The organism is Enterobacter sp. 22466, assembly GCF_052044775.1.
GTDB classification, from domain to species: domain Bacteria; phylum Pseudomonadota; class Gammaproteobacteria; order Enterobacterales; family Enterobacteriaceae; genus Enterobacter; species Enterobacter dissolvens.
In genome coordinates, this window is record NZ_JBQENX010000003.1 from 200,121 (window position 1) to 213,262 (window position 13,142).

General features: G+C 54.3%; 15 protein-coding genes and 1 other annotated feature. Of the genes, 5 read left to right on the forward strand and 10 right to left on the reverse strand.

Going from position 1 to position 13,142, the window contains the following annotated elements:
• The first annotated feature begins 23 nt into the window (after positions 1 to 23).
• Together ACTJJI_RS10710 and yaaA are read left to right on the forward strand one after the other, a co-directional pair.
• Positions 24 to 1,454 carry an alanine/glycine:cation symporter family protein gene (locus ACTJJI_RS10710; RefSeq protein WP_014830596.1) on the forward strand — a complete coding sequence of 477 codons (1,431 nt, stop codon included), beginning with the start codon at positions 24 to 26 and terminating at the stop codon, positions 1,452 to 1,454.
• A 66-nt stretch (positions 1,455 to 1,520) separates the two neighbouring features.
• A complete protein-coding gene (gene yaaA, locus ACTJJI_RS10715) occupies positions 1,521 to 2,294 on the forward strand; it encodes a peroxide stress protein YaaA (RefSeq protein ID WP_046889357.1) in 774 nt (257 codons plus the stop codon).
• A gap of 32 nt (positions 2,295 to 2,326) precedes the next feature.
• Here yaaA and ACTJJI_RS10720 read toward each other — a convergent pair whose 3' ends face one another.
• From ACTJJI_RS10720 to yjjY, 7 genes are all read right to left on the reverse strand, one after another.
• Positions 2,327 to 2,620 (reverse strand): DUF2502 domain-containing protein, encoded by a 294-nt coding sequence (locus ACTJJI_RS10720; RefSeq protein WP_014830594.1) that lies wholly within the window; start codon positions 2,618 to 2,620, stop codon positions 2,327 to 2,329.
• 243 nt (positions 2,621 to 2,863) lie between these two features.
• Positions 2,864 to 4,150 carry a threonine synthase gene (gene thrC / locus ACTJJI_RS10725; RefSeq protein ID WP_440653996.1) on the reverse strand — a complete coding sequence of 429 codons (1,287 nt, stop codon included), beginning with the start codon at positions 4,148 to 4,150 and terminating at the stop codon, positions 2,864 to 2,866.
• A gap of 3 nt (positions 4,151 to 4,153) precedes the next feature.
• A complete protein-coding gene (thrB, locus tag ACTJJI_RS10730) occupies positions 4,154 to 5,083 on the reverse strand; it encodes a homoserine kinase (protein WP_013095510.1) in 930 nt (309 codons plus the stop codon).
• 1 nt (position 5,084) lies between these two features.
• A complete protein-coding gene (thrA, locus tag ACTJJI_RS10735) occupies positions 5,085 to 7,547 on the reverse strand; it encodes a bifunctional aspartate kinase/homoserine dehydrogenase I (protein WP_096927786.1) in 2,463 nt (820 codons plus the stop codon).
• A gap of 24 nt (positions 7,548 to 7,571) precedes the next feature.
• Positions 7,572 to 7,689: a sequence feature (Thr leader region), on the reverse strand.
• Positions 7,628 to 7,696 (reverse strand): thr operon leader peptide, encoded by a 69-nt coding sequence (gene thrL / locus ACTJJI_RS10740; RefSeq protein WP_015572623.1) that lies wholly within the window; start codon positions 7,694 to 7,696, stop codon positions 7,628 to 7,630. Its footprint overlaps the feature before it by 62 nt.
• A 211-nt stretch (positions 7,697 to 7,907) precedes the next feature.
• A complete protein-coding gene (locus ACTJJI_RS10745) occupies positions 7,908 to 8,594 on the reverse strand; it encodes a tRNA/rRNA methyltransferase (protein ID WP_153907965.1) in 687 nt (228 codons plus the stop codon).
• Between the two features lie 399 nt (positions 8,595 to 8,993).
• Positions 8,994 to 9,134, reverse strand: a complete 141-nt coding sequence (gene yjjY / locus ACTJJI_RS10750; RefSeq protein ID WP_001541509.1) for a protein YjjY — start codon at positions 9,132 to 9,134, stop codon at positions 8,994 to 8,996.
• A 95-nt stretch (positions 9,135 to 9,229) separates the two neighbouring features.
• Here yjjY and arcA point away from each other — a divergent pair, with 95 nt between their 5' ends.
• Positions 9,230 to 9,946 carry a two-component system response regulator ArcA gene (gene arcA, locus ACTJJI_RS10755; RefSeq protein WP_003856501.1) on the forward strand — a complete coding sequence of 239 codons (717 nt, stop codon included), beginning with the start codon at positions 9,230 to 9,232 and terminating at the stop codon, positions 9,944 to 9,946.
• Positions 9,947 to 9,992: 46 nt separating this feature from the next.
• Here arcA and creA read toward each other — a convergent pair whose 3' ends face one another.
• Positions 9,993 to 10,466 carry a protein CreA gene (gene creA, locus ACTJJI_RS10760; protein ID WP_014830590.1) on the reverse strand — a complete coding sequence of 158 codons (474 nt, stop codon included), beginning with the start codon at positions 10,464 to 10,466 and terminating at the stop codon, positions 9,993 to 9,995.
• Between the two features lie 211 nt (positions 10,467 to 10,677).
• Here creA and robA point away from each other — a divergent pair, with 211 nt between their 5' ends.
• On the forward strand, positions 10,678 to 11,547 hold the full coding sequence (gene robA / locus ACTJJI_RS10765) for an MDR efflux pump AcrAB transcriptional activator RobA (protein ID WP_013095505.1): 870 nt from the start codon (positions 10,678 to 10,680) through the stop codon (positions 11,545 to 11,547).
• Here robA and gpmB read toward each other — a convergent pair.
• Entirely contained in the window at positions 11,544 to 12,191 is a 648-nt protein-coding gene (gene gpmB / locus ACTJJI_RS10770) for a 2,3-diphosphoglycerate-dependent phosphoglycerate mutase GpmB (RefSeq protein WP_008502057.1), read from the reverse strand. The two genes, robA and gpmB, sit on opposite strands and share 4 nt — an antisense overlap.
• Positions 12,192 to 12,241: 50 nt before the next feature.
• On the opposite strand from gpmB, the gene yjjX reads away from it, so the two are divergent.
• Positions 12,242 to 12,757, forward strand: coding sequence for an inosine/xanthosine triphosphatase (yjjX, locus tag ACTJJI_RS10775; RefSeq protein WP_118283619.1), 516 nt, complete (start codon positions 12,242 to 12,244; stop codon positions 12,755 to 12,757).
• A 27-nt stretch (positions 12,758 to 12,784) separates the two neighbouring features.
• On the opposite strand, the gene trpR is transcribed toward yjjX, so the two are convergent.
• Positions 12,785 to 13,114 (reverse strand): trp operon repressor, encoded by a 330-nt coding sequence (trpR, locus tag ACTJJI_RS10780; RefSeq protein WP_013095502.1) that lies wholly within the window; start codon positions 13,112 to 13,114, stop codon positions 12,785 to 12,787.
• Between the last annotated feature and the right edge of the window lie 28 nt (positions 13,115 to 13,142).

The following is a 13,142-nucleotide window of genomic DNA, read 5'->3' on the forward strand; positions in this document are numbered from 1 at the left end:
TGGCATCAACAAGAGGGACGTTAATGCCTGATTTCTTTTTCTTTATTAACGAAGTTCTCTGGGGTTCGATCATGATTTACCTGCTTCTCGGAGCAGGTATTTGGTTTACGCTTCGCAGCGGTTTTATCCAGTTTCGTTATATCCGCAAATTTGGCAGAAGTCTGAAAAACAGCGTCACACCGCAACCGGGTGGATTAACGTCGTTCCAGGCACTGTGTACCAGCCTCGCGGCACGTCTTGGCAGCGGTAATCTGGCGGGGGTCGCGCTGGCTATCAGCGCCGGCGGACCGGGCGCGGTTTTCTGGATGTGGATTACGGCAATTATCGGCATGGCAACGTCGTTTGCCGAATGTTCTCTCGCTCAGCTCTACAAAGAAAAAGACAACAACGGCCAGTTTCGCGGCGGCCCGGCCTGGTACATGGCTCGAGGCTTAGGGATGCGCTGGATGGGCGTGCTGTTCTCGCTATTCTTGCTTGTCGCCTATGGTCTGATTTTCAACACCGTTCAGGCAAATTCTGTCGCCCATGCCCTCCGCTATGCCTTTGCCTGTCCGGAATGGTTAACCGGCGCGGTGTTAGCCCTCTGCATACTGCTGACTATCTCTACCGGACTCAAGGGCACTGCCCGTCTGATGCAATGGCTGGTTCCCGTCATGGCGCTGCTCTGGGTTGCGGCCAGCCTGCTGGTCGCTGCGCTGCATATCGACCAGGTGCCGGATGTGATTGCGACCATCTTCAGAAGCGCCTTTGGCTGGCGTGAAGCTGCTTCGGGCGCGCTGGGCTATACCTTTAGCCAGGCGCTGATGGCGGGTTTTCAGCGCGGCATGTTCTCTAATGAAGCCGGAATGGGATCTACGCCAAATGCCGCCGCGGCGGCCGCGTCGTGGCCTCCTCACCCGGCCGCGCAAGGGATTGTGCAGATGATTGGCGTCTTTACGGACACGATTATTATCTGTTCCGCCAGCGCCATGATCCTGCTGCTGGCCGGCCCGGTACCGCACTCATCGGAAGCCGCCGGGATACAGCTTCTTCAACAGGCGCTGATGAACCTTACCGGTGGCTGGGGGGCCGGATTTGTCTCGCTCATTCTGATGCTGTTCGCCTATAGCTCGATGGTCGTCAATTACCTTTACGCCGAAAACAACCTCATTTTCCTGAAGTTCAACTCCCGTCCTGTGCGCAACCTGCTACGTCTGGGGATGATATTAATGGTAATAGCGGGTTCTTTGCTCAGCATGCCGCTGGTCTGGCAGCTGGCGGACGTGATTATGGCGTTGATGGCCATCACTAACCTGACGGCGATTTTGCTGCTCTCTCCTGTTGTAAACCTTATCGCCGGAGATTATCTACGCCAGCGCAAACTGGGTATCCCCCCCGTCTTTGATGCCGCGCGCTATCCCGAAATCAAGTCGCAGATTGCGCCCGGCGCCTGGGATGATTTGCCACGGCAATAACAGCTATCGATCAATTCAGGGCGATTTTTTGCTAAAGTCGCTCTAAATTTCCTGCAAGGACTGGATATGCTGATTCTGATTTCACCTGCAAAAACGCTCGACTACCAGAGCCCGCTCGCGACTGAGCGTTATACCCAGCCTGAACTGCTGGACTACTCACAACAGCTGATTCACGAGGCACGTAAGCTCTCCGCGCCGCAAATCGCCTCATTGATGAGCATCAGTGATAAGCTCGCCGATCTGAATGCGACCCGCTTCCACGAGTGGCATCCTGACTTCACCCCTGCAAATGCCCGCCAGGCGCTTCTGGCCTTCAAAGGTGACGTCTATACCGGTCTGCAGGCTGAAGAGTTCAGCGAAGCCGATTTCGATTTTGCCCAGCAACATCTGCGTATGCTCTCGGGTCTCTACGGCGTGCTGCGCCCGCTGGATCTGATGCAGCCCTATCGTCTGGAGATGGGCATCCGCCTGGAAAACGCCAAAGGCAAAGATCTGTACCATTTCTGGGGCGACATTATCACCGATAAGCTGAACGCAGCCCTGCACGCGCAGGGTGATAACGTGGTGATTAACCTTGCCTCCGATGAATACTTTAAGTCGGTGAAGCCGAAGAAGCTGGATGCACAGATTATTAAACCGGTCTTCCTCGATGAGAAAAACGGCAAGTTTAAGGTCATCAGCTTCTATGCCAAAAAAGCGCGTGGCCTGATGAGCCGCTACATCATTCAAAACCGTCTGACGAAGCCTGAGCAGCTGACCGGATTCAACAGCGAGGGGTATTTCTTTGACGAGGACGCGTCGGGGAAAGGGGAACTGGTGTTTAAGCGTCACGAACAGTAAAAAAACAACCCCGCCTTCTGGCGGGGTTTGTATTAGTGATGCTTCCAGTCCGGGCCTGGTCGGTGATCGTCGTGGCGGTGATCATGGCGATCGTCACGATCGCGATGCTCATCATGCGGACGCCAGTGGTTATCACGCCAGTCATAATGCGCCTTCCACCAGTCATGGTCGCGCCAGCGGCCGCCGTCCCAGTAATGACCGTTATTATCTCGATCGCCAATCTGCAGTTTGACCGCCGGAACCAGAGTAATTTCGGATGCCTGTACCGCCATGGGAGCGACCAGCATCAGTGAAAGCGCAATCAGCGCAGGTTTCAGTTTAGACATCGGTGACTCCTTATGATTCTTGCCCAACATGGGCCGATGTAAGGAGATTACGTGAGGGGAACCGGGGATGTTATTCTCTGCAATCCTAAACGCTAAGTGACCGCATTTATTGGGAATTTCTGCTTTTTCCCTGCTATTTTCCTCCTTAATTTCTTCACAAAAAAGCCGGGTGGCGCTTCGCTTACCCGGCCTACGATTGAGATCGTTGTAGGCCCGGTAAGCGCAGCGCCACCGGGCAAAAAATCACGCTCGGGTCATCATCAGCTTACGCAGCGCGGCAAAATCCGCCGGCAGCTCATGAGAGAGCAGCGGCAGGTCAGCGCGATCCGCCAGCTCTTTCGGCAGCGGCAGTGTTTCACCCAGAATCTCTTCCACGCTCTCTTTGAATTTTGCCGGATGCGCCGTCCCCAGGAACAGGCCATACTCACCGGGATTCAGCTGGTCGCGCAGCGCACGATAAGCAATCGCCGCATGCGGTTCAGAGGTATACCCCACCGCCTTCAGCTCACGCATGGTGCTTCTGGTGGTTTCATCCGTGACCGCCGCATAGCCCAGATCGCCCAGACGCCAGACCTTACGACGGAACAGCTCTTCCACACGCGGCCAGTTGTTTGGCTGTGACACATCCATCGCGTTAGAGAGCGTCGCCTGGGTCGCGTTCGGCGCCCATTTACCGTCTTTCAGGAAGCGTGGCACGGTGTCGTTGGCGTTGGTCGCCGCAATAAAGCGTTTCACCGGCAGGCCGAGTGATTTCGCCAGCAGGCCCGCGGTCAGGTCACCAAAGTTTCCGCTCGGTACTGAAACCACCAGCTGATTGCGCGCCTCTTGCGGCAGTTTGGCAACCGCTTCGAAGTAGTAGCAAATCTGCGCCAACAGACGGCTGATGTTAATGGAGTTGGCAGAGTTGAGCCCCAGCGCAACCTTCAGCTCTTCATCATCGAAAGCCTGCTTAACCAGCGCCTGACAAGCATCAAAGTCGCCATCTACTGCTACGGTTTCAATGTTGCCGCCGAGAGTACAGAACAGTTTTTCCTGGAGCGGGCTGATCTTGCCTTTCGGATAGAGGATCACCACACGGATGTTCTTCAGACCGTAGAAGGCATGCGCCACGGCGGCACCTGTATCCCCGGAGGTGGCGGTCAGAATGGTCACCGGTTTGTCACCGCTGATGTGCGTCAGCATCTGCGCCATAAAGCGGCCGCCGAAGTCTTTAAACGCCAGCGTTGGGCCATGGAACAACTCCAGACAACCCACATCCGGCTCAACCTGCTGAACCGGTGCCGGGAAGGCAAACGCCGCACGCACGCGCTCTTCCAGCAGCTCCTGCGGGATTTCGTCGCCGATAAACGCAGACAAAATTTTCGTGCTGCGGGTAACAAAGTCCTGCTTCAGCAGCTCATCAATGTCGGTCAGCTGGAATTCCGGCAGATCGTGAGGGAAGAACAGCCCCTGATTTTTGCCCAGTCCCTGAGTCACCGCCTGCGCGAAGCTGACCTGCTCGTTATGATCTTTCAGATTGTAGAGTTTCATTCGTTATCCCAGTACTCGTGCGCCAGCCGTGTCCAGACGGCAAATATGAACAAAGCCTTCCTGATTTTGCAGGTAGTGTTTAGAGAGCCAGTCCGCCACGCGCTGCGCGGTGTCTGGCTTATCGCACAGGGCGAACAGCGTCGGGCCGGAGCCGGAGATGCCGCACGCCTGCGCGCCGATATCAAGCGATGCCTGTCGCGCCTCATTGAAGCCAGGCAGCAGCTTCGTACGATACGGTTCGGCAATCACATCTTTCATCAGTTTCGCCGCCAGCTGTGGCTGACGGGTATAGCAGGCGTGAATAAAGCCTGCCAGGTGACGCCCGTGGGCAATACAGTCCTGACGGCGATACTGCGCAGGCAGGATCGCACGCGCTTCCGCGGTGGAGACCTTAATGCCCGGATAGGCCAGCACCCACAGCCACTCATCAAACCCTGGCACCTGCTGGCTGATGATGCCATTTTCTTCGATCATCAACTGCATACCGCCGAGGAAACACGGCGCGACGTTGTCGTAGTGGATGCTGCCGGAGATACGGCCTTCCAGCTCGCCCATTAACCCCAGCAGACGGCTATTGTTCAGAGGTTTGCCGCAGTGCTCATTCATCGCCACCAGCGCGGCCACCACAGAGCAGGCGCTTGACCCCAGACCGGAGCCAATCGGCATACTTTTTTCCAGCGTCATGGCGACCGGCACGTTTTTCCCGATCTCCTGACAGAATCGCTCCCAGCACTGATAGACGATATTCTCGCGCGGTTCGGACGGCAGCTTGCTGGCAAAACGTCCCACGTTATTCAGGCTGAAGCTTTCTGCCGCTTCCACCGTGACCGTATCGCCCAATAGTGAACCGTCCACCGGCGTCACCGCCGCACCCAGCACATCAAACCCGACGCTCATATTGGCGCTGGAAGCCGGGGCATAAACTTTGACCATGTTAAACTCCTAACTTCCATGACAGGGTACGCAGCAGATCGGCAAACACACCCGCCGCCGTAACATCGTTCCCTGCGCCATAGCCGCGAAGCACCAGCGGCAATGGCTGATAATAGTGGCTGTAAAACGCCAGGGCGTTTTCGCCGTTTTTGACTTTGTACAGCGGATCGTTGCCATCGACTTCGGCAATCTTCACCCGGCACACGCCATCTTCTTCAATGTTGCCAACATAACGCAATACCTTACCTTCATCACGGGCTTTCGCCACGCGTGCGGCAAAAGCGTCATCCAGCTGCGGTAAATTATCCATAAAGGCGCTGACGTCACCGCTGCTGTCAAATTCAGCCGGCAGCACGGGTTCAATCACGATATCGGAAAGCTCCAGTTCACGGCCCGTTTCACGGGCCAGAATAAGCAGTTTGCGCGCCACGTCCATCCCGGAGAGATCGTCACGCGGATCCGGCTCGGTGTAGCCCAACTCACGCGCGGCGCGGGTTGCTTCTGAGAGGCTCATCCCTTCATCCAGCTTACCGAAGATAAAGGACAGCGAGCCGGAGAGAATGCCGGAGAAACGTTGCAGTTCATCACCCGCGTTCAGCAGGTTCTGCAGGTTCTCGATAACCGGCAGGCCCGCCCCCACGTTAGTGTCGTACAGGAACTTGCGGCGCGATTTGCTCGCCGCCAGACGCAGCTGGTGATAGTAATCCATCGACGAGGTGTTGGCCTTTTTATTCGGCGTGACCACGTGGAATCCTTCGCGCAGGAAGTCCGCGTACTGATCGGCAACCGCCTGGTTCGACGTACAATCGACAATCACCGGGTTCAGCAGGTGATACTCTTTCACCAGACGGATCAGACGCCCAAGGTTGAACGGCTCTTTTGCCTCGTTCAACTCGGCCTGCCAGTTTTCCAGGTTCAGCCCGTGAACGTTGGTCAACAGCGCTTTTGAGTTGGCGATCCCGCAGACGCGCAGATCGATATGCTTCTTCTTCAGCCACTCCTGCTGACGCTTCACCTGCTCCAGCAGCGCACCGCCCACGCCGCCCACGCCAATCAGGAACAGTTCAATCACCTGATCGGTATTGAACAGCATCTGATGAACCACGCGTACGCCGGTTGTCGCATCATCATTATCAACCACCACCGAAATAGAACGCTCGGATGAGCCCTGCGCAATCGCCACGATGTTGATATTGGCGCGCGCCAGCGCAGCAAAGAATTTAGCGGAGATGCCGCGCAGCGTGCGCATGCCGTCACCGACGACTGAGATAACCGCCAGGCGCTCCTGAATGAACAGCGGCTCCAGCAGTCCCTCTTTCAGCTCCAGATAGAACTCTTCCTCCAGCGCGCGACGGGCGCGCAGGCAATCCGCCTGCGGCACGCAGAAGCTGATGCTGTATTCGGATGAGGATTGGGTGATCAGCACCACAGAGATCCCGTTACGGGACATCGCGGCAAACACGCGCGCTGCCATGCCGACCATCCCTTTCATACCCGGCCCGGAGACGCTGAACATTGCCATATTGTTCAGGTTGGAGATGCCTTTCACCGGCAGGCCATCTTCATCGGTACTGGCGCCAATCAGCGTGCCAGGCGCTTGCGGGTTACCGGTATTTTTAATCAGGCAGGGGATCTGGAACTGGGCAATCGGGGAGATGGTACGAGGGTGAAGCACTTTCGCGCCGAAGTAGGAAAGCTCCATCGCCTCCTGGTAAGACATCGACTTCAGCAACCTGGCGTCCGGTACCTGGCGCGGGTCGCAGGTGTATACGCCGTCAACGTCAGTCCAGATCTCGCAACAGTCCGCGCGTAAACAGGCGGCCAGCACGGCAGCAGAATAGTCGGAGCCGTTACGGCCCAGCACCACCAGCTCCCCCTTCTCATTACCGGCGGTGAAGCCCGCCATCAGGATCATATGGTCAGACGGTATTTTGCTCGCGGCGATACGGCGGGTTGATTCGGCAATATCAACGGTGGATTCGAGGTAGTGGCCCACCGCCAGCAGTTTTTCAACCGGATCAATCACCGTGACGTGATGGCCGCGCGCTTCCAGCAGGCCCGCCATGATGGCGATAGAGAGTTTCTCACCGCGGCAAATCAACGCCGCGTTGATGCTGTCCGGGCACTGACCCAGCAGGCTGATGCCGTGCAGGACATGTTTAATCTGGGCAAATTCTTGTTCTACGAAGGCTTTCAGCTGTACGAGCGGGAAGCCTGGCTGTGCCTCCGCCAGCCCCTGCAGCAGCTCGGCGAAGATACGCTCGGCGTCGCTAATGTTCGGGAGTGCATCCTGACCACCAATGGTCTTTTCAATCATCGCCACCAGGTGGTTGGTGATTTTTGCCGGCGCAGAGAGTACGGTCGCGACCTGTCCCTGTCTGGCGTTGCTCTCCAGGATATCGGCAACACGCAGAAAGCGTTCTGCATTTGCCACTGATGTACCGCCGAACTTCAACACTCGCATGGTTCTACCTCGTTTCCTTTAGCCGAAAAAAAAGCCCGCACTGTTCAGGTGCGGGCTTTTTTCTGTTTTTCCTGTACGCGTCAGCCCGCATCGTTACCTGTGGTAATGATGATGGTTGTGGTAATGGTGGTGATGCTGATGCGTTTCATGGATGTTGTGTACTCTGTCATTATTATCTGTCTGTGCTGTATTCTTTTAGGGTTAAAGGATCGGGCACCTTAAGTCAATGAATTTTTAATTTGATCACAATTCGGGACGTTCTTACGTCCCGCTGCGTGCAGATTTATTTTCATCCGATTCCGCCAGAGGCAACCCTCAATGTCAGAGGCTTACGCCATAGTAAAAACTTATGGCAGCATTTTACTCGGCTAATTTTTTTTCGATATCGTGCAGCAAACGGTGCAGCATTGCAGTGTCCCGTTGCTCAAGACGGCCAAGACGCTGCTGCAACCAGTCTGCCATTTTTTGGTCGTCAGCCACGCCGAGTTGCGCCAGCAGATGCTCAACGCGCGTGCGCAGCGCGGCCAGCTGGTTTTCATCTGTCCCCGCCGCTTGCGGTTGGGGAATTTGTATTAGGGATGCTAATTGATAGCAATAAACCATCACCGCCTGACCTAAATTCAGCGACGGATAATCCGCCACCATCGGCGCCCCGGTCAGCACGTCCGCGAGTTCCAGTTCGTCGTTTGTTAATCCTGAATCTTCCCGCCCAAATACCAGCGCGGCTTTTTCCAGCCACTGACTTTTCTCGCTCAGCATCGGTACCAGTTCTGCTGGCGTGGCGTAATAGTGGAACTTCGCCCGACTGCGCGCCGTGGTCGCAACGGTAAATGAGATATCGTGCAAGGCATCGGCGAGCGTAGCGTAAGTGGTTATATTATCAAGAATATCACCCGAACCATGCGCCACCCAGCGCGCCGTAGGTTCCAGATGCGCAACGCTGCCCACAATACGCAAATCGGTGAACCCCATGGTCTTCATGGCACGCGCCGCAGCGCCTATATTTTCTGCTCTGGCTGGCGCGACCAGTACAATCGACAGATGCATTTATGCTCTCTTTTTAATCAGTTAGCGGGGATAAATGTGATGCACTTCAACATATTACGCAGCGCGAATTTACAATATTGCAACACAAATCACCGAAATAGCGTTTCATAACAAATTAAAGACGCTAAACTATTTTGTGACTGAACAATCAGTTAGTATGTTAACAGAACCCTATTATCCTTATGTTTTATAATGATAATGACTGTATGAATACCGTTTCTGGGTTGGATTCGTATTGTTTATCAATCAATGTCCGCAACTAGTTGGTTTATTGAAAAATTGTGACAAAGGCTAGCATTTAGCTATGATGATTTCATCAAACTGTTAACGTGCTACAATTGAACTTGATATATGTCAACGAAGCGTAGTTTTATTGGGTGTCAGGTGTCACTTAGCCTGTTATGTTGCTGTTAAAATGGTTAGGATGACAGCCGTTTTTGACACTGTCGGGTCCAAAGGGAAAGTACCCACGACCAAGCTAATGATGTTGTTGACGTTGATGGAAAGTGCATCAAGAACGCAATTACGTACTTTAGTCACGTTAGCCCGGTCATGTTAATTTGCGACATGCATCAGGCAGGTCAGGGACTTTTGTACTTCCTGTTTCGATTTAGTTGGCAATTTAGGTAGCAAACATGCAGACCCCGCACATTCTTATCGTTGAAGACGAGTTGGTAACACGCAACACGTTAAAGAGCATTTTCGAAGCAGAAGGCTACGATGTCTTTGAAGCGACCGATGGCGCAGAGATGCATCAGATCCTTTCTGAAAATGATATCAACCTGGTCATTATGGATATCAACCTGCCAGGTAAAAACGGCCTTCTTCTGGCGCGTGAACTGCGTGAACAGGCGAACGTCGCATTAATGTTCCTGACAGGCCGTGATAACGAAGTTGATAAGATTCTTGGCCTGGAAATCGGTGCGGATGACTACATCACCAAACCGTTTAACCCTCGCGAGTTAACCATTCGTGCACGCAACCTGCTGTCCCGCACCATGAACCTGGGCACCGTCAGCGAAGAGCGTCGTAGCGTAGACAGCTACAAATTTAACGGCTGGGAACTTGATATCAATAGCCGTTCACTGATCAGCCCGAACGGTGAGCAGTATAAACTGCCGCGCAGTGAATTCCGCGCCATGCTGCACTTCTGTGAAAACCCGGGCAAAATTCAGTCCCGTGCAGAACTGCTGAAGAAAATGACCGGCCGTGAGCTGAAGCCACACGACCGTACTGTAGACGTGACCATCCGTCGTATTCGTAAACATTTCGAATCTACACCAGATACGCCGGAAATCATCGCCACGATCCACGGCGAAGGCTATCGCTTCTGCGGTGACCTGCAGGAGTGATCCCGCAGTGAGCACCATAAAAAAACGGCGCTTTCGCGCCGTTTTTTTATTCCCGCCATGGCATGATTGGCACCGCGCTTATCGCGTTTTTCGGTGAGCCTTCCACCACTTTGTCGGAGTAGGCAAGGTAGGCCAGGGTGTTACGTTTAGCATCGTAAAAACGCACCACCTGCAGCTTTTTGAAGACCAGAGAAGTCCGTTTCTGGAATACCACATCCCCCTGCGCTTTGCCGTTTTTGATTTTCTCGCTCAATTCAACCGGGCCCACCTGCTGACAGGAGATGGCCGCATCGGATGTATCCTCGGCCAGTCCCAGCCCGCCTTTGATTCCCCCGGTTTTCGCCCGGCTAACGTAGCAGGTGACGTTTTTCACATCCGGATCGTCAAACGCTTCCACCACAATTTTGTGGTCAGGGCCAAACATCTTAAAGACGGTATCGACAGAACCAATCTGTTCTGCCTGCGCCGCGCGGCCAACCATCAGCAGTAAGGCAGTTAAGAGCAAAGTCTTATATTTCATATTGTTACCATTTCTTAATATTACGTTGAGCGATTATTCAACACGTTAGACAAAAATGTAGCAAGATCACAGGATTAGAATATATTCCCCCAAAACGCAGGACAAAAAGCATTAATGAGCAAAAAAAACACTGAATGCTAAAACATCAAAAAATGCTATTATCCGCTAACCTGTTATCAGGCACCTGCTGTTTTAAGGATGAGGATAGTATATGGATCAGGCTGGAATTATTCGCGACCTGCTCACCTGGCTGGAAGGTCATCTCGACCAGCCTTTGTCACTGGATAATGTGGCGGCAAAAGCAGGCTATTCCAAGTGGCATCTGCAAAGGATGTTCAAGGATGTCACCGGTCATGCTATCGGTGCCTATATTCGCGCACGTCGTTTATCAAAATCTGCCGTGGCATTGCGCCTGACCGCGCGGCCTATTCTCGATATTGCCCTGCAGTATCGTTTCGATTCACAACAAACGTTCACCCGAGCCTTTAAAAAACAGTTCTCGTTGACGCCAGCGCTCTATCGACGTTCACCGGACTGGAGCTCATACGGTATGCGCCCGCCGCTGCGCCTGGGCGAGTTCGCCATGCCGAAGTACGAAATCATTACCCTGCCGGAAACCCATTTGATCGGTACGACACAGAGTTACACCTGTTCTCTGGAGCAGATTTCCGAGTTCCGCCATCAAATGCGCGTTCAGTTCTGGCGCGACTTCCTGAGCCATGCGCCGGCGATCCCGCCTATCCTGTATGGTCTCAACGAAACGCATCCAAGCCAGGAAAAAGACGACGAGCAGGAGGTGTTCTACACCACCGCGTTAACGCCGGAGATGGCCAATGGCTATATTCAGGGCTCTAAACCGGTCGTGCTGGAAGGCGGAGAGTACGTGATGTTCTCCTATGAAGGGCTGGGAACGGGCGTACAGGAATTTATCCTGACCGTTTACGGAACATGCATGCCTATGCTGAACCTGAATCGCCGTAAAGGTCAGGATATTGAGCGCTACTACCCGGCAAGCGATGCAAAACCGGAAGAAGGCCCCATTAATCTGCGGATGGAATTCTTAATTCCGATACGTCGTTAGCGCTGCAGTTCATCCAGTGCAGGGGCATCAAGATGCGAAATGTCCCCTGCCATCTCCACGACCCACCCCGACGCCAGCCACGCACTTTCCTGATAATCAATACGGGAAATAGAGCAGTTGCGCAGGCGCAAGCGGCGTTCAGCATAGGCCGGTAACCCCAGAATGGTGCTCACCAGACAGCCCAGCGCAATTCCGTGACTCACCAGCAGTGGACGGCTTCCGGCGGGCAGCTTCAGGCACTCTGCCAGCGCAGCATGCATACGCACGCTCAACTCCTGCATCGATTCACCCTCAGGAATACGGCCATCTTCGGTACCGTTGACCAGCGTGCGACGCCAGCCCTCTTCCGTTTCCGTCAGCGTATCGATATGGCGTTTTTCGAGCACCCCCATATCCAGTTCGCGCAGGCGTGGTTCAAGCATCACATCACAACCACAGGCATCAGCAATTATGCGCGCCGTCTGCTGCGTGCGACCTAAATCGCTGGTGATGACATGGGTAATGCCCAGCGTTCTGGCACGTTCTGCCACCTGCCACGCTTGCTGCACACCCTTTTCAGTGAGAGGACTGTCGGACTGGCCTTGAATACGTCGCTCGGCGTTCCACTGCGTTTCACCGTGGCGAACAAGGTATACCTGTAACATGCTTTTTTTCCGTTATACTGCGATGAGTTTTTTTTTAATCGAGCTTAATTATGCACCATGTTGTCTCTGCTACCACCAATCCTGCCAAAATTCAGGCAATTCTAAGGGCCTTTGAAGAGATTTTCGGCGAAGGATCCTGCCATATTGATGCCATCGGCGTCGAGAGTGGCGTTCCTGAACAGCCGTTTGGCAGCGAAGAAACGCGCGCTGGCGCACGAAATCGCGTGCTCAATGCGAAAGCTGCCGTACCCGATGCCGACTTCTGGGTCGCCATTGAAGCGGGAATTGACGAAGGCGCGACGTTTAGCTGGGTGGTTATCGAAAGCCGCGAACAGCGTGGTGAAGCACGCTCGGCCACCCTGCCGCTGCCGGAGATCATTCTGGAAAAGGTCCGCGCAGGTGAGGCGCTCGGGCCGGTGATGTCACAATACACCGGCATTGATGAGATTGGTCGCAAAGAAGGGGCGATTGGCGTCTTTACCGCTGGCGCACTTACGCGTTCAAGCGTGTACCATCAGGCAGTGATCCTGGCGTTAAGCCCGTTTCATAACGCCATTTATCGTTGAACGTGTAGGCCGGATAAGGCGCAGCCGTCATCCGGCGTTTTTCAGCAATACCGCTTCCAGCCACTGACGCAGCTCAACTGGCGCAGACTTCAGGCTGTTTGAACCGCGGGTGATCGTCGCGATACCCGCGCCCAGCTCGTTTTTGAGCTCACGCTGGCTCATCTCACCGCGCAGTAACTCTTCGATGATTCGCACGCGCGTTCCCAGCGCCTCACGTTCGTCTGGCGTCAGCATCAGTTGCAGCAGGGGTAAATGCAGATCCTGGTCGTAAGACTGGCGAAGCAACTCCACAAAACGAAGCCACTCCTGATGACGTTGTTCGGCCAGTGCCGAGGAATACGGGGAATGCTGGGTCATGTTATGCTGCCTCTTGTACTCATTAACG

Bases quoted from the DNA above. Each gene is read 5' to 3' on its own strand.
- ACTJJI_RS10710 (WP_014830596.1), top strand. From the start codon at position 24: ATGCCTGATTTCTTTTTCTTTATTAACGAAGTTCTCTGGGGTTCGATC.
- trpR (WP_013095502.1), bottom strand. From the start codon at position 13,114: ATGACCCAGCATTCCCCGTATTCCTCGGCACTGGCCGAACAACGTCAT.
- thrC (WP_440653996.1), bottom strand. From the start codon at position 4,150: ATGAAACTCTACAATCTGAAAGATCATAACGAGCAGGTCAGCTTCGCG.
- yaaA (WP_046889357.1), top strand. From the start codon at position 1,521: ATGCTGATTCTGATTTCACCTGCAAAAACGCTCGACTACCAGAGCCCG.
- gpmB (WP_008502057.1), bottom strand. From the start codon at position 12,191: ATGTTACAGGTATACCTTGTTCGCCACGGTGAAACGCAGTGGAACGCC.
- ACTJJI_RS10745 (WP_153907965.1), bottom strand. From the start codon at position 8,594: ATGCATCTGTCGATTGTACTGGTCGCGCCAGCCAGAGCAGAAAATATA.
- thrB (WP_013095510.1), bottom strand. From the start codon at position 5,083: ATGGTCAAAGTTTATGCCCCGGCTTCCAGCGCCAATATGAGCGTCGGG.
- yjjX (WP_118283619.1), top strand. From the start codon at position 12,242: ATGCACCATGTTGTCTCTGCTACCACCAATCCTGCCAAAATTCAGGCA.
- creA (WP_014830590.1), bottom strand. From the start codon at position 10,466: ATGAAATATAAGACTTTGCTCTTAACTGCCTTACTGCTGATGGTTGGC.
- robA (WP_013095505.1), top strand. From the start codon at position 10,678: ATGGATCAGGCTGGAATTATTCGCGACCTGCTCACCTGGCTGGAAGGT.
- thrA (WP_096927786.1), bottom strand. From the start codon at position 7,547: ATGCGAGTGTTGAAGTTCGGCGGTACATCAGTGGCAAATGCAGAACGC.
- arcA (WP_003856501.1), top strand. From the start codon at position 9,230: ATGCAGACCCCGCACATTCTTATCGTTGAAGACGAGTTGGTAACACGC.
- ACTJJI_RS10720 (WP_014830594.1), bottom strand. From the start codon at position 2,620: ATGTCTAAACTGAAACCTGCGCTGATTGCGCTTTCACTGATGCTGGTC.